The organism is Nocardia sp. NPDC019323, assembly GCF_044389845.1.
GTDB lineage: Bacteria > Actinomycetota > Actinomycetes > Mycobacteriales > Mycobacteriaceae > Nocardia > Nocardia implantans.
This window is the reverse complement of sequence record NZ_JBIRYN010000004.1, coordinates 173,632-198,288: the sequence shown is the minus strand read 5'-3', so window position 1 is coordinate 198,288 and position 24,657 is coordinate 173,632. Positions and strand designations below refer to the sequence as shown.

The 24,657-nt window shown below is 68.8% G+C and carries 27 protein-coding genes and 1 pseudogene; 13 read left to right on the top strand and 15 right to left on the bottom strand.

Going from position 1 to position 24,657, the window contains the following annotated elements; genetic code table 11:
- Window positions 1–25 precede the first annotated feature (25 nt).
- The 4 genes from ectA to thpD are packed head-to-tail and all read left to right on the top strand — an operon-like array spanning window position 26 to window position 3,211.
- Window positions 26–628: a diaminobutyrate acetyltransferase gene (gene ectA / locus ACH49X_RS17485; RefSeq protein ID WP_195079272.1), complete on the top strand. Its 603-nt coding sequence runs from the start codon at window positions 26–28 to the stop codon at window positions 626–628.
- Complete coding sequence (ectB, locus tag ACH49X_RS17480; RefSeq protein ID WP_357205612.1) at window positions 625–1,902, top strand: diaminobutyrate--2-oxoglutarate transaminase; 1,278 nt, start codon at window positions 625–627, stop codon at window positions 1,900–1,902. The genes ectA and ectB overlap by 4 nt, the downstream gene beginning before the upstream one ends.
- Window positions 1,899–2,297: an ectoine synthase gene (locus ACH49X_RS17475; RefSeq protein ID WP_195079274.1), complete on the top strand. Its 399-nt coding sequence runs from the start codon at window positions 1,899–1,901 to the stop codon at window positions 2,295–2,297. Before ectB ends, ACH49X_RS17475 begins: the two co-directional genes overlap by 4 nt.
- Before the next feature lie 8 nt (window positions 2,298–2,305).
- Complete coding sequence (gene thpD, locus ACH49X_RS17470) at window positions 2,306–3,211, top strand: ectoine hydroxylase (protein ID WP_195079275.1); 906 nt, start codon at window positions 2,306–2,308, stop codon at window positions 3,209–3,211.
- An 81-nt stretch (window positions 3,212–3,292) separates the two neighbouring features.
- Here thpD and ACH49X_RS17465 read toward each other — a convergent pair whose 3' ends face one another.
- From ACH49X_RS17465 to ACH49X_RS17455, 3 genes are all read right to left on the bottom strand, one after another.
- Window positions 3,293–4,456 carry a lactate 2-monooxygenase gene (locus ACH49X_RS17465; RefSeq protein WP_357205609.1) on the bottom strand — a complete coding sequence of 388 codons (1,164 nt, stop codon included), beginning with the start codon at window positions 4,454–4,456 and terminating at the stop codon, window positions 3,293–3,295.
- A gap of 66 nt (window positions 4,457–4,522) precedes the next feature.
- Window positions 4,523–5,335, bottom strand: a complete 813-nt coding sequence (gene erm, locus ACH49X_RS17460) for a 23S ribosomal RNA methyltransferase Erm (RefSeq protein WP_357205607.1) — start codon at window positions 5,333–5,335, stop codon at window positions 4,523–4,525.
- Window positions 5,336–5,624: 289 nt separating this feature from the next.
- Window positions 5,625–7,670, bottom strand: a complete 2,046-nt coding sequence (locus ACH49X_RS17455) for a hypothetical protein (protein ID WP_357205604.1) — start codon at window positions 7,668–7,670, stop codon at window positions 5,625–5,627.
- Between the two features lie 276 nt (window positions 7,671–7,946).
- Here ACH49X_RS17455 and ACH49X_RS17450 point away from each other — a divergent pair, with 276 nt between their 5' ends.
- Both ACH49X_RS17450 and ACH49X_RS17445 read left to right on the top strand, forming a co-directional pair.
- The gene (locus ACH49X_RS17450) at window positions 7,947–9,029 is read left to right on the top strand and encodes a dihydrodipicolinate reductase (RefSeq protein WP_357205602.1); all 1,083 of its coding nucleotides are present in this window, start codon (window positions 7,947–7,949) and stop codon (window positions 9,027–9,029) included.
- The gene (locus ACH49X_RS17445) at window positions 9,026–9,517 is read left to right on the top strand and encodes a carboxymuconolactone decarboxylase family protein (protein WP_195079280.1); all 492 of its coding nucleotides are present in this window, start codon (window positions 9,026–9,028) and stop codon (window positions 9,515–9,517) included. Before ACH49X_RS17450 ends, ACH49X_RS17445 begins: the two co-directional genes overlap by 4 nt.
- A 16-nt stretch (window positions 9,518–9,533) precedes the next feature.
- On the opposite strand, the gene ACH49X_RS17440 is transcribed toward ACH49X_RS17445, so the two are convergent.
- Both ACH49X_RS17440 and ACH49X_RS17435 read right to left on the bottom strand, forming a co-directional pair.
- Complete coding sequence (locus ACH49X_RS17440; RefSeq protein ID WP_357205599.1) at window positions 9,534–10,241, bottom strand: hypothetical protein; 708 nt, start codon at window positions 10,239–10,241, stop codon at window positions 9,534–9,536.
- Window positions 10,242–10,319: 78 nt separating this feature from the next.
- Complete coding sequence (locus ACH49X_RS17435; protein ID WP_357205596.1) at window positions 10,320–11,882, bottom strand: amino acid permease; 1,563 nt, start codon at window positions 11,880–11,882, stop codon at window positions 10,320–10,322.
- A gap of 153 nt (window positions 11,883–12,035) precedes the next feature.
- Here ACH49X_RS17435 and ACH49X_RS17430 point away from each other — a divergent pair, with 153 nt between their 5' ends.
- A complete protein-coding gene (locus ACH49X_RS17430) occupies window positions 12,036–13,406 on the top strand; it encodes an FAD-dependent oxidoreductase (protein ID WP_357205593.1) in 1,371 nt (456 codons plus the stop codon).
- A 5-nt stretch (window positions 13,407–13,411) separates the two neighbouring features.
- On the opposite strand, the gene ACH49X_RS17425 is transcribed toward ACH49X_RS17430, so the two are convergent.
- Complete coding sequence (locus ACH49X_RS17425; RefSeq protein ID WP_357205590.1) at window positions 13,412–13,801, bottom strand: ankyrin repeat domain-containing protein; 390 nt, start codon at window positions 13,799–13,801, stop codon at window positions 13,412–13,414.
- 27 nt (window positions 13,802–13,828) lie between these two features.
- Complete coding sequence (locus ACH49X_RS17420; protein ID WP_357205588.1) at window positions 13,829–14,464, bottom strand: UdgX family uracil-DNA binding protein; 636 nt, start codon at window positions 14,462–14,464, stop codon at window positions 13,829–13,831.
- A 125-nt stretch (window positions 14,465–14,589) separates the two neighbouring features.
- Between ACH49X_RS17420 and ACH49X_RS17415 the strand changes: the two genes are divergently transcribed.
- Entirely contained in the window at window positions 14,590–15,897 is a 1,308-nt protein-coding gene (locus ACH49X_RS17415) for a glycosyltransferase 87 family protein (RefSeq protein ID WP_195079286.1), read from the top strand.
- Window positions 15,898–15,928: 31 nt separating this feature from the next.
- On the opposite strand, the gene ACH49X_RS17410 is transcribed toward ACH49X_RS17415, so the two are convergent.
- Together ACH49X_RS17410 and ACH49X_RS17405 are read right to left on the bottom strand one after the other, a co-directional pair.
- Window positions 15,929–16,375 (bottom strand): nuclear transport factor 2 family protein, encoded by a 447-nt coding sequence (locus tag ACH49X_RS17410; protein ID WP_195079457.1) that lies wholly within the window; start codon window positions 16,373–16,375, stop codon window positions 15,929–15,931.
- Between the two features lie 75 nt (window positions 16,376–16,450).
- The gene (locus tag ACH49X_RS17405; RefSeq protein ID WP_323124059.1) at window positions 16,451–16,642 is read right to left on the bottom strand and encodes a hypothetical protein; all 192 of its coding nucleotides are present in this window, start codon (window positions 16,640–16,642) and stop codon (window positions 16,451–16,453) included.
- Between the two features lie 113 nt (window positions 16,643–16,755).
- Here ACH49X_RS17405 and ACH49X_RS17400 point away from each other — a divergent pair, with 113 nt between their 5' ends.
- Window positions 16,756–17,949, top strand: a complete 1,194-nt coding sequence (locus tag ACH49X_RS17400) for a GNAT family N-acetyltransferase (protein ID WP_357205586.1) — start codon at window positions 16,756–16,758, stop codon at window positions 17,947–17,949.
- A 59-nt stretch (window positions 17,950–18,008) separates the two neighbouring features.
- A complete protein-coding gene (locus ACH49X_RS17395) occupies window positions 18,009–18,776 on the top strand; it encodes a trans-aconitate 2-methyltransferase (RefSeq protein ID WP_357205583.1) in 768 nt (255 codons plus the stop codon).
- A 9-nt stretch (window positions 18,777–18,785) separates the two neighbouring features.
- On the opposite strand, the gene ACH49X_RS17390 is transcribed toward ACH49X_RS17395, so the two are convergent.
- On the bottom strand, window positions 18,786–19,070 hold the full coding sequence (locus ACH49X_RS17390) for an ANTAR domain-containing protein (RefSeq protein WP_323124057.1): 285 nt from the start codon (window positions 19,068–19,070) through the stop codon (window positions 18,786–18,788).
- Between the two features lie 172 nt (window positions 19,071–19,242).
- On the opposite strand from ACH49X_RS17390, the gene ACH49X_RS17385 reads away from it, so the two are divergent.
- Window positions 19,243–19,524, top strand: a complete 282-nt coding sequence (locus ACH49X_RS17385) for a hypothetical protein (protein ID WP_195045607.1) — start codon at window positions 19,243–19,245, stop codon at window positions 19,522–19,524.
- A 72-nt stretch (window positions 19,525–19,596) separates the two neighbouring features.
- On the opposite strand, the gene ACH49X_RS17380 is transcribed toward ACH49X_RS17385, so the two are convergent.
- From ACH49X_RS17380 to ACH49X_RS17365, 4 genes are all read right to left on the bottom strand, one after another.
- On the bottom strand, window positions 19,597–19,797 hold the full coding sequence (locus ACH49X_RS17380) for a hypothetical protein (protein WP_169810655.1): 201 nt from the start codon (window positions 19,795–19,797) through the stop codon (window positions 19,597–19,599).
- Between the two features lie 172 nt (window positions 19,798–19,969).
- Complete coding sequence (locus tag ACH49X_RS17375) at window positions 19,970–20,395, bottom strand: MerR family transcriptional regulator (RefSeq protein WP_195079288.1); 426 nt, start codon at window positions 20,393–20,395, stop codon at window positions 19,970–19,972.
- A 10-nt stretch (window positions 20,396–20,405) separates the two neighbouring features.
- The gene (locus ACH49X_RS17370; protein WP_195079289.1) at window positions 20,406–20,960 is read right to left on the bottom strand and encodes a class I SAM-dependent methyltransferase; all 555 of its coding nucleotides are present in this window, start codon (window positions 20,958–20,960) and stop codon (window positions 20,406–20,408) included.
- A gap of 279 nt (window positions 20,961–21,239) precedes the next feature.
- Complete coding sequence (locus ACH49X_RS17365; RefSeq protein WP_195079290.1) at window positions 21,240–21,410, bottom strand: hypothetical protein; 171 nt, start codon at window positions 21,408–21,410, stop codon at window positions 21,240–21,242.
- A 481-nt stretch (window positions 21,411–21,891) separates the two neighbouring features.
- Here ACH49X_RS17365 and ACH49X_RS17360 point away from each other — a divergent pair, with 481 nt between their 5' ends.
- Together ACH49X_RS17360 and ACH49X_RS17355 are read left to right on the top strand one after the other, a co-directional pair.
- Complete coding sequence (locus ACH49X_RS17360) at window positions 21,892–22,683, top strand: hypothetical protein (RefSeq protein WP_195079291.1); 792 nt, start codon at window positions 21,892–21,894, stop codon at window positions 22,681–22,683.
- 168 nt (window positions 22,684–22,851) lie between these two features.
- Window positions 22,852–23,457, top strand: a pseudogene (locus tag ACH49X_RS17355) (dienelactone hydrolase family protein); the annotation flags it as partial.
- Here ACH49X_RS17355 and ACH49X_RS17350 read toward each other — a convergent pair.
- Window positions 23,438–24,559: a CapA family protein gene (locus tag ACH49X_RS17350; protein ID WP_357205580.1), complete on the bottom strand. Its 1,122-nt coding sequence runs from the start codon at window positions 24,557–24,559 to the stop codon at window positions 23,438–23,440. The pseudogene ACH49X_RS17355 and the gene ACH49X_RS17350 overlap by 20 nt on opposite strands.
- Between the last annotated feature and the right edge of the window lie 98 nt (window positions 24,560–24,657).

The following is a 24,657-nucleotide window of genomic DNA, read 5'->3' as shown; positions in this document are numbered from 1 at the left end:
AGTGCTGATCAGACGAGGGAGTTGTATGTCATCGCCAACCCTGTCCCCAGCGGAGATCGAGCGATCGCGCGTCGGCAACGCCGCGGCCGCTCTCCGGGCCGCCCCGGCTCGGAAAGGGGCCGGACCGGCCGTGGTCCTGCGCACGCCTCGCTTGGCCGACGGCGCTCAGATGTGGCGGATCGCCAAGGATTCCGCGGTGCTCGACGTCAATTCGAGCTACGCGTACCTGCTGTGGTGCCGAGATTTCGCCGGCACCTCGGTGGTCGCCGAGTCGGACGGGCGCGTCGTGGGATACGTGATCGGATTCGTCCGTCCGCAGGCGCCCGACACCGTCTTCGTCTGGCAGATCGCGGTGGACCGCGCGCTGCGCGGCCGCGGCATCGGTGCCCAGCTGCTCAATACGTTGCTCAACAGTGTTGCCGCTCAGGGGGTTTCGGTACTCGAAACGACCATCTCGCCGGACAACGCCGGTTCCGTCGCGCTGTTCACGTCGGTGGCCGCGACGCGCGGCGCCGAAGTGCACAAGCGCCCGTTGTTCGACGCGGGCGTCTTCCCCGACAGCCACGCACCCGAAGACCTGTATCGCATCGCCCCGACCGCCCGCACCACCGAGGAGGATCACCGATGATCAACGCGGACACCACCGTTTTCGAGAGTCTGGAGTCGAACGTGCGCGGTTACTGCCGCGCCTGGCCCACCGTGTTCACCACCGCGAAGGGCAGCTGGCTGCGCGACGAGGAAGGCAAGGACTACCTCGACTTCTTCGCGGGCGCGGGCGCGCTGAACTACGGCCACAACAACGACGTGCTCAAGAGCGCGCTGCTGGAGTACATCGCCAGCGACGGCATCACCCACGGCCTGGACATGTCGACCGGAGCCAAGCGGGAACTGCTGGAGACGCTGCGCGACACGCTCTTCACCCCGCGCGGCCTGGACTACAAGGTCCAATTCCCCGGACCGACCGGTGCGAACGCGGTGGAGGCCGCGCTCAAGCTGGCCCGTAAGGTCACCGGTCGCGAGACCATCGTCAGCTTCACCAACGCTTTCCACGGCATGACCCTCGGCGCGCTGTCGGTCACCGGCAACGCCGCCAAGCGCGCGGGGGCCGGTGTGCCGTTGGTGCACGCCGCGCACATGCCCTACGACGGCTACTTCGACGGCACCACCGCCGACTTCCAGTGGATGGAGAAGGTGCTCGACGACACCTCCTCCGGCTTCGACCGTCCCGCCGCGGTGATCGTGGAGACGGTGCAGGGCGAAGGCGGCGTCAACGTCGCCCGCGCCGAGTGGCTGCGCCACCTCGCCGGCCTGTGCGCGGAGCGGGAGATTCTGCTGATCGTCGACGACGTGCAGATGGGCTGCGGCCGCACCGGACCGTTCTTCTCCTTCGAGATCGCGGGCATCACGCCCGACATCGTGACGCTGTCGAAGTCGATCGGCGGTTACGGGCTGCCCATGGCGCTGGTGCTGTTCAAGCCGGAACTGGACGAATGGTCGCCGGGCGAGCACAACGGAACCTTCCGCGGCAACAACCCCGCGTTCGTCACCGCGACGACCGCGCTGCGCCACTACTGGTCCGACGACACGTTGCAGACGGCGACGCGGGCCAAGGGTGAGAAGGTCGCACGCGCTCTGGGCGAACTGGCCGAGTACTTCCCGGGCGTCTCGACCCGTGGCCGCGGCTTGGTGCAGGGCGTGGTGTTCGACGATCCCTCGCAGGCGGGCAAGGTCTGCCAGATCGCCTTCGAGCGCGGGCTGCTGGTGGAGACCTCCGGCTCGACCGACGAGGTGGTGAAGCTGCTGCCGCCGTTGACGGTCACCGACGACGAACTCGACCAGGGCCTGCAGATCCTCACCGGCGCGGTCGAGTCGGTGTGCGGCGGGATGGGGGCGCTGGCATGATCGTGCGCACCACCGCGGAGATCACCGATACCGAGCGCGACGTGGCGGGCGAAGGCTGGCGCAGCAAGCGCATCGTCCTCGGGGGCGACGGCGTCGGCTTCTCCTTCCACGAGACGACCATCGACGCCGGGACGGTGCACGTGTTCCATTACGTGCACCATGTGGAGGCCGTGTGGCTCATCGAGGGCGAGGGCACGCTCACCGATCTGGACAACGACGTCACCTACGAACTCGGGCCCGGCTCGATGTACCTGCTCGACGGACACGAGCGGCACCGCTTGGAGGCGCGCACCAGGATGCGGATGATGTGCGTGTTCAACCCGCCGGTCACCGGGCAGGAGGTTCACGACAGCAACGGCGTCTACCCGCTGGTCACCGCGACGATCGGAGGTTGAGCACACCTATGGTTCTGCAGCACATCGAAACACCGCCCGAGACGGCTCGCTACGATCGCTACCCGACCCGTCTCGGCGCGCCCGCTCCGCACTTGGAACGGGCCGACCCCGCGGTGTGGGGGGAGATCGAGAGCCCCGAGTTGGCGTCGTTCGACGCCGACGGGTTCGCCATCCTGGATCAGCTGCTCACTCCCGCGGAAGTGGCCGAGTACAGCGAGGAGATCGGCAGGCTTGCGAACGATCCGGCACTGCGCGACGACGACCGTGTCATCGTGGAGAAGTCGTCGAACCGGGTGCGTTCGGTCTTCGAGGTGCACAAGCTGAGCGAGGCGGTCGCCGAACTGGTGCGTCAGCCGCGGGTGCTCGGGCTGGCCGAGCAGGTGCTGGGGTCGCCGGTGTACGTGCACCAGAGCCGGGTGAACTACATGCCCGGCTTCCGCGGCGCCGGTTTCTACTGGCACTCCGATTTCGAGACCTGGCATGCCGAGGACGGCATGCCGGCGCCGCGCGCGGTGAGCCTGTCGATCGCGCTGACCGACAACTATCCGATCAACGGCAGTCTCATGGTGATGCCGGGCTCGCACCACACCTTCGTGCCGTGCCTGGGCAGCACTCCGGCCGAGCACTACCGGGAGTCGTTGCAGGAACAGGAGATCGGCGTACCGACGACCGACGACATCACCGCCCTCGCGAACCGGTACGGGATCAGTCAGTTCACCGGCCGGGCCGGCTCGGCGCTGCTGTTCGACTCCAACCTGATGCACGGATCGTCGAACAACATCACGCCGTTCCCGCGCTCGAACATCTTCGTAGTGTTCAACAGCGTGCACAACACGCTGGTCGAGCCGTTCGCCGCGCCCGCGCCGCGACCGGAGTACATCGGCAGCCGCGACTTCACGCCGCTGTCGGCCTGATCCGCCGACCGCCTCGCTCGTGCGGCCCGCTCCCTTCCGTGGGGCGGGCCGCACGAGGCGTTTTCGCGGGTTCTCCGTTGCTCAGGCCAGCCGCCGGATCGCTTCCGGGCCGAGGTCGGCGATCGTCGGGTAGCCGTCCACCGCCATCAGCAGATCGGCTTCGGCGAGCAGCGAACGCACCACGTGCACGAGGCCGTCGACACCGCCGAGGGCCAGGCCGTAGGGGTAGGGGCGGCCGATGCCGACGGCCGTGGCGCCGAGCGCAAGCGCTTTGACGATGTCGGCGCCGGTGCGGACGCCGGAGTCGAACAGCACCGGCAGGCCGTCGGCGGCCGCCGCCACCTCCGGCAGATGCTCGATCGCCGGGATGCCGCCGTTGGCCTGTCTGCCGCCGTGATTGGAGCAGTAGATGCCGTCGACGCCCGCGTCCTTGGCGCGCCGCGCGTCGTCGGGATGGCAGATGCCCTTGAGGACCAGCGGCAGATCGGTCAGCGACCGGAGCCACGCCAGGTCGTCCCAGGTCAACGGATTGCCGAAGAGCGAGATCCAGGTCAGGATGGCGGTTTTGGGATCCTGTTCGGGCGGGCTCGGCAGCAGGGCTCGGAAGACCGGATCGCTGAAATAGTTGGCCAGGCAGTGGCCGCGCAGCTGGGGGAAGTTGGACACGGACAGATCGCGCGGACGCCAGCCCGGCACCCAGGTGTCCAAGGTGACCACGATGGCCTTGAATCCCGCCGCCTCCGCCCGCTGCACCAAGCTCTGCGCGAGATCCCGATCGGTGGGGGTGTAGAGCTGGAACATCCCAGGGGTGTCGCCGAACTCCGCCGCCACCTGCTCCAGCGGGTCGACGGTGAGGGTGGAGGCGATCATCGGCACGCCCGTGCGCGCCGCGGCCTTGGCGGTGGCGATGTCGCCGTGCCCGTCCTGGGCGCACAGTCCGATCACACCGACCGGGGCCAGGAAGATCGGCGTCGGCAGCGTCATGCCGAACAACTCGATCGAAAGGTCGCGTGTCTTGCTCGCGCGCAGCATGCGGGGGATCAGGCCCAGTTTCTCGAAGGCCGTCACATTGGCACGCTGGGTGAGTTCGTCGCCCGCTCCGCCCGCGACATACGACCAGATGCCCGGTGGCAGCGCCGCCTGTGCCTTGGCTTCCAGGTCGGCGTATGTCATGGGGAAATCGGGCAGCACACCCCCGAGCCCTTGGAAGTAGATCTCGTTCTGGTAGTCGCCGAAGTTGGTCACGCTGCTCCTGCCCTCGTCTCGATGCATGAATGTATCCGATACGTTCGTGTAGCGGGTTGGTTCTCCTCAGGCGGGCAGCGCGCGGAACAGGGCGACCCAGCGATCCGGGGCGACCAGCCCGACCGGCTGGTCGAGCGATATCCCGGCCGCCCCGCAGGCGCTGCGCACCGCACGCGCGGAAAACTCCCGCCGCAACGACGCGGCCACGCTGCCTCCGACCCCCGAGAATCCCAGCTCGACCAGCCTGCGGTAAGCGCCGAGCTGCTCGCGTGGCAGCAGCGGCGAAGGCCGGGTGCGCAATCGCAGGATGGCGGCATCGACGCCGGGAACCGGGTGGAAGCTGCGCCTGCCGACGCGCGCCCCGAGTTCGATCGCGGTCGTGGGCCAATAGGTCACGGTGAGCTTGGTCCACCGGCCGTAGTGGCCGGAGTGCTTGCGGGCGAATTCGAGCTGGGTGAGCAGGGTCGCGGAGGTGAGCCCGTCGGCGGCCAGGCACCAGCGCACGATGTCGGTCGTGACGGCGAACGGCACGTTGGCCACGACCGCGAACGGCTCCCGCGGCGGGCGCACAGTGCGGAAATCGCGGTGGTACAACCGGATTCGCGGCTCGTCCGCGTATCGGCGGCGCAGTAGCGCCACGTAGCGGCGATCCTTCTCGTAGGCGCGGACCCGGCTGCCCGCGCCCAGTAATTGCCTGGTCAGCATGCCGTCACCGGGTCCGGCTTCGAGGACGAGGTCACCGGCGGCGACGCCGGAGGCGCGCACGATCAGCCGGGCGGCGCGCGCGTCGGTGAGGAAGTTCTGCGACAGCCGCTTTCGCGTGGTCGCCGGGTGGCTCTCGCCGCCGTGGGCGCGCGAAAGGGAGCGATGGCGGGACATGGGTGTCCTCCGAACGGAGTAGTGGTCGAATCGGAAAGGTCGATTCGCCCGGACCCATGCCAGGGCACGAAGAATCCCGCGACCGCTATCGGTCGCAGGCATGCATCGCGCTCGAAGGGATCAGGAGATGATCGGAGCGCTACGGTGCGCCGGCAGAGCCCGAGCCCCCGTACGCAGCCGGATGTAATACGCGCCGACCGCGTACGCTCCGTTCATCCCGGGACTACCGCACATGTCCGGCACCGTATGACGTCCGCGCGGTTGCCCGCCACTTGTTTTCGGATCGGGGTCAGCGCGCCGCCGACTGACCCACCACGTCCTGGTCTCGCTGCTCGGCGGCGTAGACCCGCCACGACTTGGCCTCCGCGTGCTTGCCGAGTTGGTCGAGCAGATCGGCGAGTTCGGCGATGGCGCGCGGCTCCCGGCGGTCGGCGGCGGTGCGCCACCAGGATTCGGCCCCGACGGGATCGCCGCGCCGTAGCCGTACCATGCCGAGTTCGTACGCGGCGCCGGCGTGCCCGGCATCGGAGGCCTGCGTCCACAGCCCGCACGCCTGCTCTTCCTCGCCGCGGCGGTACATCGCGACACCGAGGTCGTAGAGCGCCCCGCGATAGCCCGGGTCGCCCGATTGCCCGGACTCACCGGTAGGCGTGGGCGCGTCGGCCGGGGCGGCGGGGCGTTCGGCGGATTGCGCAATTCCTTCCGGCGCCGACGCGGTATCGAGGGCTCCGGTACTCGGCGCACTCGCCGCGGGGCTGCCGGTGGTGACCGCCGTGTCCACCTCAGGGACGGGTTCTCGAGCCGCGGGTGGCGCCGGCGATACTTGTGCACCGGCGGATAGGTTCGATGCACTCGCCGTGTGATTCGGCTCCGAATCCGACGGCGGAGTCTGCGCCGGGGGCGGGGTGTGCGTGCCCGCGAGGTCGAAGGCGCGATACGGCTCCGGCGCGGCGCGCGAATTCGCGACCTGCGCGCCCGACGCGGAGCGCGGACCGTCCGCCGCCGGGGGAATCGCGGCGGGGCCCGGAACAGTTCGAGTAGCTTGCGGGCCTACCGGCACGGACCCGGATCGAGGAAGCGGAGGTTCCGCCTGAGGCCGGGTGTGCGTGCCGATGGCATCGAGCGCGCGGTACGGGTCCGCGGTCAAGGGGTTCGCGACGATCGGGCTGGATGCGGTGCCCGGGCCGTTCACCGGGAGGGGAGCACTCGATGCGGGGTGCGTAGTGCCGAGCAGCCGGCCGGTACTGGAGCGTGCCGGGTCCTCGGGTGGATACGTGTGCGCGACCGGCGGTCCGAAGGTTCCGTACGAGTCCGCCGCGGGCCGTTCGGGCGCCGTCCTGGGGCGGGGATCGAGATGCTGGGCGGAGATCTCGGCCCGCGGCTGCGATCCGGGCGACGGGAACCCGCCATTCGCTTCGGGTGCGATGTCACCGGCGCGGGAATCGTGCCCGCTGTGCGCGGCGCTGGCCACGAATTCCTCGGCGGGCGAACTCGGCGCCGGGTGCGCGCCGTCCCGGGTTCGGGTGCCGGGAGCAGGATGCGGAGTTTCCGGAGTGGAGCGTGCGGCGCGGGACGACTGCAAATTCACGAAGAGACTACCGGCGCGGCGCGGCGGGGCGTGCTGCGTCGTTTTGCCCTGACCGCCACCGACGGCCGCGGACGGATCCGCGGCGGGCCGTTTGGCACGAGCCCTGGGTAGGCTCGCGGCGTCGATACGCGGAACCGGCATGGTCGGCAGGGTGGGCGGGCCCGCCGACGAGACCGGATGCGCAGTGGGCGGGTTCGTGCCGATCGGCGCGGCGGTCGCGGGCGGCTGCGGTGCGACGGGCGTGGGAGCGGTGGACAATTCCACGACCAGGTTCGCGAAGTTGGGCGGCCCCTCGCCGATGCTGCACCACAACACGACGTGACCGTTGGGCCGGTGTTCGACGACGATCCCGTAGTTGCCTGCCCACGACTTCTGCGTGCCGAATTCGTCCACCCAGACCGGTGTCAGGGTCACCAGGGTCACCGGCGCGGTGGGCGTGACGTCGAAGCTGACGCCCGCGGCGAGCGCGTCGCTCCACGCGTCGACTCCGGCGAGCGAGCGTCCGTGCAGGTCCAGATAGCCGTCGACGACCGAGAGTCCCATGCCGAGCCCGCGCAGTCCGGCGGGCGGTGCGGCGGAGATCATCGTCAAGGTGACGGTGGTGGGCGCGGGGCCGACCTGCTCGGTGTACATCGGGTAGACCATGCTGCCGTGCCAGCGGATCGGATCCGCGCTCTGATAACGCGCGGCCAGCGGCAGCTCTTCGGGCGTATTCCGGGCAGCCCACGACGAATACCGCTCGTTCACTGTCGCGCGCCTGCCTTTCCACCCGATCCCGACCGCCGCCCCCGCGCCGGGCGGCGGGGTATACCGTACTCGCCGCCAACCGGAACCGCGCCGCAATCCCGAGGCGGTAGGTAATGCCCCGAGCCCCAACGCTACCGGGGAGTTCGCGCTATTTCCCAATGGTGCGCAGTGGGGCGTGGACCGTCCGCACGGAATCGAGCGGCGCGTGCCGGCGGGGCACGGGACCGCTTTTCCGGAACGCCGATCAGCCGACCAAGCGCTTGCTACGCTCGATCGATGATCTCCACGGTTGTCTGGGGAACCGGCAACGTCGGCCGGGCGGCCATCCGGGCCGTCGACGCTCACCCCGCGCTGCGATTGACCGGGGTGCTGGTGCGCGATCCCGCGAAGATCGGGCGCGACGCGGGCGAACTCGCCGGACTCGGGCGGGAACTCGGCGTCGCCGCCGACAGCGACATCGACGGCGTTCTCGGCGCGCGCCCCGGCGCGGTGGTCTACGCGGCGTCCGGCGACATCCGGCCCGACGAGGCGCTCGCCGATATCGTGCGCGCGCTGCGCGCCGGCGCGGTGGTCGTCACGCCCGCTCTCTACGCCCTCTACGATCCGCGCAACGCACCGCCGCAGGTGCGCGACCCGGTGCTGGCAGCGATCGCCGAGGGCGGCGGATCGCTGTTCGTCTCCGGCATCGATCCCGGTTGGGGCAACGACGTGCTGCCACTGCTGATCAGCGGGCTCGGCAGCACGGTAGAGGCGATCCGCTGCCAGGAGATCTTCGACTACTCCACCTACGACCAGCCCGATTCGGTGCGCTACCTGGTCGGCATGGGCCAGCCGATGGACTACCAGCCTACGATGCTCGCGCCGTCGGTGCCGACCATGGTGTGGGGCGGGCAGATTCGGCTGATGGCACGGGCGCTCGGCGTCGAACTCGACGAGATCCGCGAGACGCTGGACCGGCGCGCCCTGGACACCACCGTGACCACGACCTCCATGGGGCAGTTCGCTGCCGGCACCCAGGGCGCCGTGCGGTTCGAGGTGCAGGGCATCGTCGCGGGGCAGCCGAGGCTGATCGTCGAGCACGTCACCCGCATCCATCCGTCCTGCGCGCCGGACTGGCCCGCACCCGCCGACGGCGGCGCGGGGGCACACCGGGTGATCATCGAGGGCCACCCGCGCATCGAAGTCACCGTCGAGGCGACCGACGACGACGGCAATCGCTCCGCGGGCGGAAACGCCACGGCCGTCGGCCGCCTGGTCGGCGCCATCGACTGGCTGGTGGCGGCGGAACCGGGACTCTACGACGCACTGGATGTCCCACTGCGTCCCGCGGTCGGCAAACTCGGAAGGAAACATCCATGATCATCGACGTCCCCGAGGGCAAGGATCCGATCGGCTACGTCTGGGGCGAGATGGTGCCCGGCATCGGCGTCGCCGCCTCGAATTTCTCACTGGCGGTGTACTCGCACAGCACGCTGGGCCTGCGCGAGTTCGAGGCGGCCCGGCTGCGGATCGCGCAGATCAACGGTTGCCTGTTCTGCATGGACTGGCGCACCGAACGCGACGGGAGCAAGGTCGAGCCCGAATTCGCCGACGCCGTCGCGAACTGGCGCACCACCGACGCCTTCGACGAACGCACCAGGCTCGCCGCCGAATACGCCGAGCGATACGCCACCGATCACCACCACCTTGACGAAGAGTTCTGGGGCCGGATGCTGGCCCGCTACAGCCAGGCCGAAGTGGTCGAACTGAGCATGAGCATCGGATCGTGGCTGGCGTTCGGCCGGCTCAACCATGTGCTCGGCCTGGACGCGGTCTGCGTGCTGCCGGGTCATTCCGGCGACCGGTGAGCCGACGCCGAAGGCGCTAAGCCGGATCCCTCGACACCCACGCCGGCTGCCCGTCGACCAGGCCGAGTTCGAACTCCTCCGGAGCGTCGAGCACCGCGCCGAGCTGGCGAAGCGCTCGATCGGCGGAGATCTCCGCGGGAAAACGGATGTACTCCAGGGTGGCTCCGGAGATCCGGGCGCGGAATCCGTACCGGAATTCCACCTGCCCCGCATAGGTCAGCGCGATGCGACCCCGCCAGTCGATGTCGTGCCTGCCGTCGGGGCGCCGGGTGAACGACACTTCCTGGTCGGCGACCGAGTCGTGCCCGAGCAGATAGATGTTGAACGCCAGGCCTTCGATGTCGTCGGCGTGCGCGAGGGGGAGCGGGTCGACCGTGAGGCACTGCGGCTGTGCGGATTTCAGGAGAAAGGGCCGGCCGGGCGCCGCGGCGCGCAACCCGGTGGCGTCGTCCTCGCCCCAGTACGTGGACGAAAGCGTGCAGCTGTGATAGTTCTGCCAGACGATCGGCGACAACCAGTCCTCGCCGTCCTCCTCGCCGTGGTCGGGGTCGCGTTCGGCGTTGTACGCCGCGGAGCGCAGGTGCAGATCGAACCACAGGCTGCCGGCCTGGTCCATGCGGCCGGTCCACGCGAACTCCTCGATCGCGTGCCCTTCCGGCCACGGATTTCCCGGGAACACAATTCTCCCGGCGGGCGAAAAACGCACCAGGTCGGTCCTTTCCATGCCGACACACCCTAGCGACCGCGACCGACAATCTCGACACGCCAGAACAGGGAGGCCGCGACCGGCCGGGATCGCGCCTCAGGCGTTGGCCTGCGCCTGTTCCTCCGGCCGGTCTGCGGGCGGCTCGTCCACCGTCCGTTTCGGCCCGGTGAACCAGGTCCGGGCCGACGCCAGCCACCAGATGCCGATCGCGCCCACTACGCCGACCAGTGCGATCGGTGCGTAATTCACGGTGTTCCAAGTGAACTCGCTGTGCCACGGATAGCCGCGGGCATCGGTGGGCAGGATGAACAGAAAGCTGATCAGCGCGATCCAGCCCAAGGCGACCACACCCACCGGGCGATACCACGCGCCCAATCGCCATGGGCCGGTGCGGAATCGGCTCCCGTGCCACTGCCGCAGCAGGATCGGAATGCCGTAGGCGATGTAGAGGCCGATGGTCGCGATCGAGGTCGCTGCGGCGTAGGCGGTCGGCGCGTTCGCCGCGGGCACCAGCATCGACGGAATCAGCAGCAGGAACGCGAAGAACGAGATGAACAGCACCGCGTGCACCGGGACTTTGCGCGCGGAAAGCCGCGCCAAGAACCTGGAACCCGGCACCGCGCCGTCACGCGCGAACGCGAACAGCATCCGCGACGCCGAGGTGACCGAGGCGTATCCGCAGAACAATTGCGCCACCGCCGCGATGATCAGCAGCAGACCCGACCAGAAGCCGTTCAGCGAGTTCTCCAGGATGTAGATGACGGGATAGCCGCTGTTGTGCGCGGGATCCAGCGCGGCGTCCAGATCCGGGATGGCGAAGGTCACCGCCATGATGAGCAGATATCCGGCGATCGCCGACACGACGATCGTGGTGATGATGCCTTTGGCCGCCATCCGCGACGCGTCGTGCGTTTCCTCCGACATGTGCGCGGAGGCGTCGTAGCCGGTGAACGTGTACTGCGCGTGCAGCAGGCCGAGCAGGAAGCTGAACGCCACCCCGCCGAATCCGATGGCGCTGTTGTCGACCGTCTCGGTGAAGACGAATCGGGCGCTTTGATGGTGCTCCGCTCCGAAACCGAGGACGACCACGAAGATCGCCACGCCGCCCACGTGCCACCACGCGGACACGTTGTTGATCACCGCCGACAGGTGCGGGCCGATGACGTTCAAAACGGCGTGCAAGACGAGGATGGCGGCGAACACCAGGAAGATCGCGGTGCGGTCGGTGCCGATGTCGATTCCGACGACGTTCAGCACCACGGTGGTGAAGATGGCTGCGCCGTAATCGATCGCCGCGGTGACGGCGATCTGCCCGATCAGGTTGAACCATCCGGTGAACCAGCCCCATACCGGCCCGCCCAGTTCGGCGGCCCACCAGTACAGCCCGCCCGAGGTGGGATAGGCGGAGGCCAGTTCCGCCATGGCCAGCCCGACGAACAGCACCATGACCGAGACCAGCGGCCAGCCCCAGGCCATGGTGATCGGGCCGCCGTTGGCCAGACCGATGCCGTAACTGGCCAATCCGCCGGTCAGGATGGACACGATCGTGAAGCTGATGGCGAAATTCGAGAAACCCGACCAGGACCTGGCCAGTTCTTGTTTGTAGCCCAGTTCGGCGAGCCGGCGTTCGTCGTCGGAAGGGGGTCGGGTCTCGGTCATGTCGCGCTCCCGGGTGAAAACGCGGCCCTCATACCACGTTTGCCAGAAGATCAGTGTGAAGTACCGATCGGTCACCCGCAGCCCAACCAGCAAATTCGCGCGGGTGCCCGGCCCACGTGCCCGCCCCGGGCCTGCCGAACGTAGCGTTTAGCCATGAGCGAGCGACTGGTGGTCATCGGCGGTGACGCGACCGGAATGTCGGCGGCCTCGCAGGCGCGCCGGATGAAGGACGCGAGCGCGCTGGAAATCGTGGTCTTCGAGCGCGGCGGGTTCACCTCCTACTCGGCCTGCGGCATTCCGTACTGGGTCGGCGGCCATGTCGCCGACCGGGACGCACTGATCGCCCGCACACCGGAAGAACATCGGTCCCGAGAGATCGACCTGCGGCTGCGCACCGAAGTGACCGAGATAGATGTCGAACAGGCGCGCGTGCGCTACCGCGACCGCGACACCGGCGATTCGGCATGGATGTCCTACGACCAGCTCGTCATCGCCACCGGAGCCCGCCCGATCCGGCCCGCGCTGCCCGGCATCGACGCGAACGGTGTGCACGGCGTGCAGACCCTCGACGACGGGCAGGCGCTGCTGGACACGTTGGAGCGGACCCGCGGCAAGCGGGCTGTCGTGGTCGGGGCCGGCTACATCGGGGTGGAGATGGCAGAGGCCCTCATCCGGCGCGGCTACGACGTCACGATGGTCAACCGCGGCACCGAACCCATGTCGACGCTCGATACCGACATGGGAGCCCTGGTGCGCGACGCGATGTGCGGAATGGGCATCAAAGTGGTCGGCGGTGCGGAGGTGTCGCAGTTCCGGACCGACGACGGCCGGGTGGCCGCGGTCGTCACCGACACCGCCGAATACCCGGCGGATGTGGTGGTGCTCGGCATCGGCGTGCGCCCGGAGACCGGACTGGCCCGCGCCGCCGGTCTGCCGCTGGGGGAGTACGGCGGGCTGCGGACCGATCCCGCCATGCGGGTGCGCGGGCACGAGAACATCTGGGCGGGCGGAGATTGCGTCGAGGTGCTGGACCTGGTGTCCGGCCGGGAACGTCATATCCCGCTCGGCACCCATGCCAACAAGCACGGTCAGATCATCGGCGCGAACATCGGCGGGGGATACGCGCTGTTTCCCGGCGTCGTCGGCACCGCGGTCAGCAAGGTCTGCGCGCTCGAGGTCGCCCGCACCGGCCTGCGCGAGAAGGACGCGCACGCGGCGGGCCTGCAATACGTGACCGTCACGGTCGAATCCACCAGCCGCGCCGGCTACTACCCGGACGCGGCGCCGATGACCGTGAAGATGCTCGCCGAGCGGTTCACCGGACGCTTGCTCGGCACCCAGATCGTGGGACGCGAAGGCGCGGGCAAGCGCGTCGACATCGCCGCGGTCGCGCTGACCGCCCGGATGACCGTCGAGCAGATGACGATGCTCGACCTCGGATACGCGCCGCCGTTCTCCCCGGTGTGGGACCCGGTTCTGGTGGCGGCGCGCAAGGCCGTCACCGCGGTGCGCGAGCGCGGGTAGCCCGCTCAGTCGAAGAGTTCCAGCAACTCGGTCCGGCCGAACATGACCGCGGCGTCGCGGGCGCTCGGGGTGCCCGCGTCGGGGTCGGCACCCGCGGCGGCGAGTTGCCGGACGATCTCGGTCTCGCCCTTGAACACCGCTCCGGCCAGCGGGGTCTGGCCTTTGTCGTTGGGGCGGTCCGGATCGGCCGACCGTTGCAGCAGCGCCGCCACGGCATCGGCGTGTCCGTGGTAGGCGGCGAGCATGAGCAGGGTGTCGCCCGCGTCGTTGGTGAGGTCGACCGGCACGCCCGCGTCCACGTACGCGGCCAACCGCGCGGTGTCGCCGCGCCGGGCGAAATCGAACACCTTGGCGGCCAGTTCGAGCAGTTCGGGGTCGATCTCGTCGGTGCTCATCCGCTCACTCCTTCCCCGGCCGCGCGGTCAGCGCGCCGCCGCGGGCTTTCCCAGTTGTTCGCGCACGATGCGCAGATCGGCGGCGAACGCGTCGTAGGCGGCGGTGCGGTCGGGCGCGCGCAGCACCGAGGACGGGTGCACAGTGGCGATCGCACGGAAATCCGCCGTCTCGACCACCTCGCCGCGACGCGTGCTGACCTTGAACGTGGGGCCGAGCACCGCCTGCGCGGCGATCGCGCCGAGACACACCACCAACCGCGGACGCAGCAGGGCGAGTTCGGCGTCGAGCCACGCCGAGCAGGCGACCACTTCGGTGCGGCCGGGTTGCTTGTGGATGCGCCGCTTGCCGCGCTCCACGAACTTGAAGTGTTTCACCGCGTTGGTGAGGTAGACCGCGTCGCGGTCGATGCCGACCTGCGCCAGCGCCCGATCGAGCAGCCGGCCCGCCGGACCGACGAACGGCAGGCCTGCCACGTCCTCCTGATCGCCGGGCTGCTCGCCGATCAGCACCACCTCCGCGTCCCGCGGTCCCGCGCCGAACACCGTCTGGGTGGCGCGCCGGTAGAGATCGCACCCGCGGCAGCCGCAGGCCGCCTGCCGCAGCCGCGTCAGGTCCGCGTCCTCGGGGACGTACATCGCGGCGCCGGGCGCCTTCGTCGCCATGACCGACCTCCTCTGCCGCCGTGTGCTGGTGGCGGCTTACCCGTTTCCGCGACCCTCACGCGACAGCCGCGAATCTGCCTCCCATGTGGTGAACGACCGGACCGGGGTCGGTATAGTCGCCGCGGATGAGTAGTGTCACCGCCACCGCCGGAACGCCGATGTCCCAGAACCGTCGACTCGCGCGCGTACTGCGCCCGGCGCCGGTCCTGGCGCTCGCGTTCTCCGCGTTCTGTCTGCTGACACCGGTCTGGCCGTTCCACAAGATCACCGGCGGGTTCATCGACCTGCAGGTGTATCGCCTCGGCGTGGATGCCATGCGGCACGGCGCCGACATGTACGGGCAATTGCCGCAGACCACCATCGGGGCGGGCCTGCCGTTCATCTACCCGCCCTTCGCCGCGCTCGCGCTCGGTCCGTTCGCGATGCTGCCGTGGGACGTGGCCGCGTTCAGCTTCTTCGTCTCGTCGGTGGCCGCGCTGGCCCTGACGCTGTATCTGGTGGCGCGGCGGGTGTGGCCGCAGGAGTCGCAGCGGGGGCTGGCGGTCTGGGCCACCGCGTGCGCGACTCCGCTGGGGCTGCTGTTGGAGCCGATCCACTCCACCCTGGACTTCGGACAGGTCAACCTGCTGCTGATGGCCCTGGTCGCCGCCGATTGCCTCACCCACAAGCCGCGCTGGCCCCGGGGCATGCTGATCGGCGTCGCCGCCGCGATCAAGCTGACGCCCGCGGCGTTCGTGCTCTACTTCCTGGTCCGGCGCGACTACCGCGCGGCCGCGACCGCCGCGATCACCGGTGCGGCCGCGACGGCGCTGGGCTTCGCGATCCTGCCGAAGGAATCGGTCAAGTACTGGTTCGGGGGGCTGGGCAATGTGTCCGGTCTGAGCGGTTCGGCATTCCATACCAATCAGTCGATTCAAGCGGTGTTCGCTCGCTTCCAAGTGCCAGAGCCCGCGTTCACCATCATCTGGCTGGTCCTCGGCGCGTTGCTGCTCGCGCTGGTCGTCACCGCCATGCGCCGCGCCGCCGACCTGCCCGCGCTCGCGCTGGCCATCAACGCCGTCTTCACCTTGCTGGTCTCGCCGATCTCCTGGTCGCACCACTGGGTGTGGATCGCGCCCGCGTTGTTCGCCGTGGCCGGTTACGCCTCCCGCCTGACCGTCAGGCGGGCGATCGGGTGGTGGGTGACCTTCGTGGTGACCGCGGCGGTGTTCGTCATCGGCCCGCACAATTGGTTGCCCGACGGCGAGCACCGGGAGACCGCGTGGACGCCGTGGCAGCATTTCATCGGCAACACCTATGTCTGGTTCAGCGTGGTGCTTGTCGTGCTGTTCCTGGTCACCAGCAGGCGCAACGTCGCGGGCGACGACGACCTCTCGCCCGGCGATCAGGCCCGCGCATCCGAGGCGGCGTCCTCGGCCCTGTCGGCGCGCTGAGGCGCGGGCGCATCGAGCGGCTCCGGTCGCGTCAGCCCATGCCGGGCGCGGACGGCGCGACGAAGAGGAAGCTCTTCTCCTCGACGCGCTCCTTGATCCGCCACCGACCGTCCACGCGGACGAATGTGTCCAGGTACCAGAGGCCGCACAGCATCATCGTCGGCGGTCCGTCGCCGCCGGAAACGAGCATCGGGTTGTGGCACATCGTCCGCCCGGTCGCGGTGTCGCCGTCGACTCGGATGGACGAGTTGCTGATCAGATGTTGGAAGGCCGGGAAGTTCGGCAGGACGGAGGCCAGGAATCGCTTCGTCGCCGCCAGATCGCCCACCGAGCCGCCCATGGCCGAGTAGTCGATGTGCGCATCGGGGGTGAAGACCTCGTCCAGCAGGTCCCACTGCCGAGTGTCGACCGCGTGCGAATATCGCACCATCAGGTCTTCGATCTCGAGTCGATCCGAAATCTCCTGCAACGACAGCATGCCTGCCTCCGATTTGACGTCGATGTCCCGGGTAGATGCCACCAGGATTCGGCGTGCGAGGCAAGGTCGGTGTCGTCAGGCCTTGCGCGGCAGGATGTTCAGCACGAGTGTGAGTCCCGCCACGATGCTCAGGCAGGCCAGGAGGGTGGCGAGCGCCGATTGGGTGAGCGTGGCGATGCCGATCGAAAAGGCCAGGCACGTGGTCAAAGCGAGCGCGCCGGTTCCCGGATCCACACCGGCGATGCGGGTTGGTCGGTAATCCGTCATAGCTATGAGATACCCACGGCGCTCCGTTACGAAACCGTGATTGACGGATCGAATCTCCGCCCAAGGCGTGCGCGCAGGTCAGCGCCCTTCAACGGCTCGGGCAAGATCGAGTCGTGACCGTCGCAGTGCACACCCTCCGGACCGAGGACGATATCCGTTCCGCCAATGCCCTTTTCCGCACGGCCATGGTTGGCTTGCCGCCGATGACCCCCACTGCGGAGCTGTCGGAGCCCGGCCGCACGCTGGGCGCTTTCATCGATGGCGAACTGATCGGCACCGCGGAGTCGTATACCAGCTGGCTGGTCGTTCCCGGCGGCGCGCGCTTGCCGCACGCGGCGGTCACCCACGTCGGAGTCCTGCCGACGCACACCCGCCGCGGAGCGCTCACCGCGTTGCTGCACCGTCAACTCGCCGACATCGCGGAGCGGGGCGAAGCGGTCGCCACGTTGCGTGCCTCGGAGGGCGGGATCTACGAGCGGTTCGGCTATGGCATCGCCAGTTCGTTCGCGCGGGTGGAGTTGCAGCGCCACCGGGCCCGGCTGCGTGACACGGTGCCGCCCTGCGGTCCGGTGCGTTTCGTCGACGGCGCCGCCGCGTGGAAACTGCTCCCACAGATCTACGCGACGGCCGACGTCGCATGGACCGGCGCGGTCGAACGCCCCGAATACTGGTGGCGATTGCAGGAATTGCTGAGCACGGAACCGAGCTACTGCCTGGTCCACGGCCCAGCGGGCGCCGAAGACGGGTTCGTCCGTTACCAGCCGGTCGATCCGAAGAGCTGGCTGTCCCGGCCGGAAAGACAAGTGGTGGTCAACGATTTCGTCGCGACGACACCCACGGCGTATCGCGGCCTGATCCGCAGGCTGTTGTCGATCGACCTGGTCGATACCTTCGTGTTCCCGTTCGTCGCCCTGGACAGCCCGCTGCGGCATCTGCTCACCGACGAACGCGCGCTGCGCGTGGTTTCGACCAGGGACGAGACCTGGTTGCGCCTGGTAGATGTCGGGCAAGCGCTGGCGGGCCGCGCGTTTCGCGACGCCGCCGCGGTGGTGGTGGAAGTCGTGGACCCGATTCTGCCGTCGAACTCGGGCCGATATCGCATCGCGGGCGAGGGCGTGCGACGAGTCCGGGAAAGCGCGGACCTCACCGCGGGGATCGCGGATCTCGCGGCGGTCTATCTGGGCGCAACCACGTGGCGCGAGCTGGCTTTCGCCGGCCGTGTCGACGAGCATCGCCCCGGGGCGGTCGCGGACGCGGACGCGCTGTTCGCCACCGAGTCGTTGCCGTTCTCGGGCACCTTCTTCTGAGCGGACGCCAGGCGTACAGTACGTGCGTACGGTTTGGGTAGCGAGTCTCGGAGTGGCCTATGTGGGATCCCCAGCAGTACCTCGCCTTCGACGATCACCGGTCGCGCCCGTTCTTCGACCTGTTGAGCCGGGTCACCGCGGCCGAACCCGGGGTGGTGGTGGACCTGGGCTGCGGTCCAGGGCATCTCACCGAGGTTCTGGCGCGGCGCTGGCCGGGCGCGCGCGTGCAAGCGCTGGACTCGTCGCCGGAGATGGTCGCGGCCGCGCGAGATCGCGGCCTCGATGCGACGCTCGGGTCGGTGCAGGACTGGCGGCCGAGCGCGCAGACCGATGTCGTGATCTGCAATGCCGTCCTCCACTGGGTGCCCGAGCATGCGGATCTGCTGTCGCGGTGGATGCGGCAGCTGCGGGCGGGAGCGTTCCTGGCCCTTCAGGTGCCCGGGAATTTCGACGCGGCATCACACCGGGCGATCCGTCAGGTGGCCGCCCGCGACGAGTGGCGCGACAGCCTCGCCCGAGCGGGCATCCTCGAGCCGAGGGCCGTACTCGATCCCGCCGGATACGCCGATCTGCTCGCCGCGGCGGGCGGGGCGGTCGACGCATGGGAGACGACGTACCTGCACCGTTTGACGGGTGACGATCCGGTGCTCGAATGGGTCACCGGCACGGCATTGCGGCCGGTGCGCGGTGCCCTCGACGACGCGCAGTGGCGGGAATTCACGGCACAACTCGCCCCCCTGTTGCGCGGCGCCTACCCGCGGCGCGCCGACGGAACCACCTGGCTGCCCTTCCGGCGCGTCTTCGTCGTGGCCCGCAAGCGGCGGTAGCCGCAGCGCTCATCGATCTTGTTCGTGCGCCGTCGACAGCAGCCGGTCGACTCGGCTACGCAGTTCGCTGGTCACCGCGGGCACGCCGACCGACGGTAGCTCGGCGGCGACGTTGGCGGCCAGAACACGCAGTTTGGTGTTGGTCTCCTGAGATCGCACGCGCAGAATGGCGAACGCTTCGTCGGCGTCGAGACCGTAGACCAGCATGACCGCGCCTTTGGCTTGTTCGATCACCGCCCGCGCGGCCACCGGGTCGAGGTCACCGCCCGCCGTCCAGTCACCGTTGCAGCTCACATGCACGCACTACCCGTCCGTGGACATCTGACACGGTTGCGCACACGAACGATGGCGTCGCGGCGATTTCGCCCAGGCTAGGGGTTGACGCGAGCGATCGGGATCGCGATACTTCGAACGTCATAGCGATTGCGTATAACTTGTCCTGCGGATACGCGACGGAGACAGATCAATGACGATCCATACGGCAGTCGAAGCATTTCTCCTGGCTCAGGTGGACGACCCGGTCCCCGAGGCCCCCCCGAACTCGGAAAAAATCCTCCAGCTGTTCCGGTATTTCACGTGGTTCGTAATTCTCTCCGGCGTCACCGGAATCGCCTACGCCGGTGGGAAATTCGCCTGGGAGAAATGGAACGGCGGTCCACTGGCGTCGGCGAAGATGGTCGCGGGCGGCATGCTCGGCGGCGTCATCGCCACCAGCGCCGGGACGATCATGAACGCATTGATCGGCTGAATCGGGCGGACGGCGCGGCGGAGTGCGGAACGGCACCCCACCCGCCGGTGCGCCCGAAGCCGGCCGCCGTGGTCAGTCGGTGACCTCCAATTCGACCAATTGACCCGGCGTGAAGGATTTTTCGCGCCGGTTGGTTTCCACACCGAAGACCGCGACCACGAGGTCGCCGCCCGGCTGGACCACTCCTGCTTGGGTGAGAGTGCCGTACCCGACGACGGATTCGCCGACATGATCGGCGAGTTCCACCGCGGGTATCCGAATCGTCCTGCTCACGGGGCACCTCTATCGAGTCGAAGTGTCAATGGCTGCTGTGTCCGAGTTCGCAGGACTCGATCCTAATGCCGGAAATGCGGTGCAGCACCCCCTGTCGCCGCCGATGCACCGCGCGGCCACCGTGTGGCGGCGAATTGCGCCGTCAGGGCGGAATTCGATGCGCCATAACGATTTACCCTCGTCGGCTTGACCGGTTCGTGACCAGTGTCAGCGCGTCGGCGACCTTGGCCTGGAAATGCGGGCACTGCCTGAAGTCCGCGGCGGCGCAGTCGAGCGCGTGGGAGATGGTCTCCAGCGCCGCGGTGGCCTGGGCGATCCGGCGGACGAGCTGGTCGCGGTGTGCGCGCAGCAGATCGCGGCGAGCGGAGCGGTCGGACGCCTCGGCGAAGAGCGCGGCGAGTTCCTCCAGTGACAAACCCACCTGCTTGCCGATCAGAATCATCGCCACGGTTTCCGCATCGTCGTCCCCATAGCGGCGACGGCCTGCCCCGTCCCGCCGCGGCGCGAGCAATCCGGCGTCCTCCCAGTGCCGCAGCACATGGGTGGCCAGACCGAACCGCGCTGCGAACTCGCCGATCGGCATGTCGTCGCCAGCCATGCTCCGCACTCTAGGCGGTACGGGCGGTGAGGCGTGTGTACAGCCCGACCGGATGACGCGGCGGACGCACCGGTTCGCGACGTACGGTCGCCGCATCGAACGAACGGCGCAACGCGCTGAGCGCGGCCGCCGACCGAAGGAACCGGAAGTCGTAGATCGCCACGGCGCCGCCCGGGCGCAATACTCGTGCCAGTTCGGCTGTCGCGCGGCCGACATCCGGCCATTCGTGCATGCTCAGGCTGGAGACGACCAAGTCGAAGCTGTCGTCGGGGTAAGGGAGCGCGGCGACGTCCCCGACCGAGAGTTCGACCGTGCCACCGGACAGCTTCGCCTCGGCGAGGTCGATCATGTGTGGTGAGAGGTCGATGCCGTGCAGGTGCAGATCCGGTCGCCGAGAAACCAACCGCGCCAGCAATTCTCCTGGCCCGGTGCCGACATCGAGCACCCACGCCCCCGTTGGCGCGTCCGCGTCGATGTCCGCGGCGATCCGGCGGTACAGGCCTTTGAGCAGCCGGGAAGCCCGCTGATCGTAGCCTCGGCTCTGCTTTGCTCCGAACGTTGTCATGGTCACCTCTCCTCGTGATGCGCTCAGCTTGCGAGTTGAGGTCGACCTGAAGTCAAGAGCTGCTACACGCACTCCCGACACCGGCCCGGCGAGGATCGCACAGTGCCGCCGCAACGGTCGATCCACGTGCGGCGGCAACTACGGTGCTCTGCCTCCCTTACGTCGGTTTGCGCGAGACCCGGCGGAATGCTTCGCCCGCCGCCGGTCGGCGGAATTGGAAAAGACTTCCCACCGGAATGCGACCCGCCGGAACGCGGCTCGGCCGCACACCAGGTGTTCTCAGATGCACCAGACGGCGCTGAAGAGCGGAATGCAGAACACTACCGAGCCCCACACCGGTGTCGCGGTGTTCGTCGGCGTCGTTTCGGCGGTTGCCGCGGGTGCCGCGAGGACGCCCAAGGAGGCGGCCATCGAGGTCGCGGCGACGAATTTCTTGATTCTGGTGGACATTGCGCATCCTTCGACTCGAATGAAACCTAACTCTGACTCACGGATTTCATGCTTCACCCATAGTCCGGTGAGCACCAGGCAAGGAAACGTCAAGTTCCCCCGCCTTACGTAACAGGAACATCACCGGTGGTGTTGTTTTCGGGGCAGCGGCAGCCGATTCGGCCGGATAACGTACCGGCAGATTTCTTTCTGCCCTATAACTGCCCGTATTGCGTGCTTCGATATGTGGCCCGGTCACCTTTGCCTATCGGAGACCTGCCGGTCGTCGATCTTGTCGTGCGGCGATCTACTAGCCTCCGATACTGTTGCCCCGGCGGCGCTGTGCGATTGGTTCGGTGCGGCGTGGCGTCACTCGGTAACGCGATCGTTACCGGAGGTCGTCTGTTCTGGTGGCGCCCGCGCCGGATCTGTATTCGGAGCCTTCCCACCGGCGGTGAGTCGGCGCCGAATTCGGACAGTGACGCGACCCTAAACTGAGGCAATGGTGCAGCCAACGCCCTGGCAGTCGGACGAAACGCGAGACGACCGCTCCGCCCAGCAGAACCGGGCGGCCCGTGGCGCCGTGGTGCCGGCGAAGGCGATTCTGGCCGCATTGCGCGGATACTGGGGCTATGTGTGGGCCGCGGTCGGCGGCCTGGTGACGCTCGTGCTGCTGTTCCAGCCGTGGCTCACCGCCGCGGGCGCCGATGGCAAGGTCAGTACCAACGCGTTCGGCCGGATGGAGATCACCACGCGGTTCCTCAACGTCTGGTCGCGCTCGGCGCCGCCCGGCGCCAAGATCACCGGCTTCTGGGCACTGCTGGCCTGTGCGGCGATCATCATCGCGATCTTCGCGGTGGTGGTGAATCTGCGCCTCCGGCTGGAGGCGCTCAATCGGCTGGCGACGCTGGCCACGGTGGTCGCCGCGCTGTTCGTGGTGTGCACCGTGCTCTACATCAACAGCAAGGGCGCCGAGCTGAAGGCGATGGTCGGACGCAGGAACGATCTCGGTGGACAGATCGGATCGTTGATGAACTGGGCGTTCGGCAACGGCAGGCTCGTCGTGCCCGGAATCGGGCAGGTCGCCTACACCTCGGCGACGCTCACGCCGTGGGCGCTGCTCGCGGGCGCGACATCGCTCGGCTCCGCGGTCGCGGCCGTCACCCAGTGGGTCCGCAACCGATCGGGCAACCTGTTCCGGCTTCCGTTGCGGGTCCAGGTCGTGAGGTCGGAGCGGCCGGCCGAAGCCGCGGACACGGAGCGGCCGCCGGCGTCGCCCGGCGGGCCCGATTAGCTTCGCCCGAACCGCTCTGCCGCCACCGCGCCCATGCGCGGACGAAGGCCCTTCCCCTCTTGCGCACGACCGGCCCGATCGGGTACGCCGGAGTGCAGGAGGTGTTCGATGCCGTTCGCACACCGGTCCTCGACGCGGACAGAGGTCATCGTGCCGTCGGAGTACACCCGGCTGGCCGGGATCCTGGCTGTCCCGCCGGACCGCACCGCGCTGATCGCCTTCGCGCATGGCAGCGGCAGCGGCAGGCGCAGTCCGCGAAACCGGTTCGTCGCCGAGGCCCTCAATCGCGCCGGATTCGCGACGATGCTGGTGGACCTGCTGACCGCCGAGGAGGAAGGCGACCGCGCCCGCGTGTTCGACATCCCGTTGCTCGCTCATCGGCTGGTCGAGGTGACCCGCTGGCTGCGGACGCGCCTGGAACTCGGTGGCCTGCCGACCGGATATTTCGGTGCGAGCACCGGCGCGGGCGCGGCGCTGTGGGCGGCGACCGAACCCGGCGCCGAGATCGCGGCGGTCGTATCCCGCGGCGGTCGTCCGGACCTGGCCGGTGCGAGGTTGGGCGCGGTACGCGCGCCTACCCTGCTCATCGTGGGTGGCAACGACAGACGGGTGCTGGAGATGAATCGGGAGGCCCAGCTACGGATGCCGTGCCCGAGCGAACTGGACATCGTTCCCGGCGCGACGCACCTGTTCGAGGAACCCGGTGCGCTCGAGCAAGTCGCCGACTCGGCGGTGCAGTGGTTCCAGCGCCACCTCACTGTCGTGCGGCACTGAATATCCGTGGCATATCGTCGGTTCCGGGCATTACACGAGTGCCGAAACCGCGGCTGATGTCCTCGAGTTTCGCGCACAGCCAGCGGGATTCGGCGCGCGGGGCCCATTCCAGGCGCATGTGCCGCACCTGCAGTGGAATCAGCCGGATCTCCGCCGGACAACGATCGACCGATACGAGATACAGCGGATGCAGATCGGTGTGGTACCGCTCGTGGCCGCGAATGCCTTCGTAGTCGTCGATGACGTCGCCGCACCCGTAGAGGACCGGTTTGCCGCGGTAGATCTCGACCGGACGCGCATGATGCGCGGAGTGCCCGTGCACCAAGTCGACTCCGGCGTCGATCAACCGGTGTGCGAACTGTCTTTCGGTTCCCGTGACCTCGTAGCCCCAGTTCGGGCCCCAATGCACCGAAACGATGCCGATGTCGTCGCCGCGCTTGTGCGCCGCCACCTCGGCGGCGACGTCGTCGGCTGCCGCGGCGCCGGGGGAGTAGCCCACTCGCCACACTCCCGGCCGGTCGCGTCGAGCCGACCAGGATTCCGGGACACCACTGGATCCGGCGGCGACCGAGACGATCACCACGCGGCGGCCGTCGGCGAGTTCCACCGTGGCGGGGGCACGCGCGCCCGCCAGGTCGGCCCCCGCGCCGGCGCGGCCGATATGGGCGGCGTCGAGCGCTTCGAGGGTGTCGGCCAACCCGGGAATCCCGAAATCGAGCACATGATTGTTGGCCAGCGCGCAGACCACCGGGGCGATGGCGGTCAACGCGGGCACGTTGTCCGGGTGCATCCGGTAATGAATGCCCTTCGCGGGGGCGAACGCGCCGTCGGCGGTGATCGACGTCTCCAGGTTGAGCAACCGCACCTCGGGGTCGAGCCGGGCGAGCAGCGGCAGTACATCGCCCCACAATTGCCGGTATCCGACCGGGTGCGGGAACGCGCCGTGCGCGCGCTCGGCCAGTTCGACGTAGGTTCGCGCGTCGTCGACGTACCGTTCGCGCAGCCTCGGGTCACCGGGATGCGGCAAGATCTGGTCCACACCCCGCCCCAGCATGACGTCGCCGCCGAGCAGCACCGTCGTCATGATCCCATTGTCGATCATCGTGGTCTCGATGGGAACGCGGTGCGTGGGTCCCGTGGGCGCCGGTGATACTCGCCGACGTCCTGGAACGGCACGGCCGGCTCGCCGAGCGCGAGCGG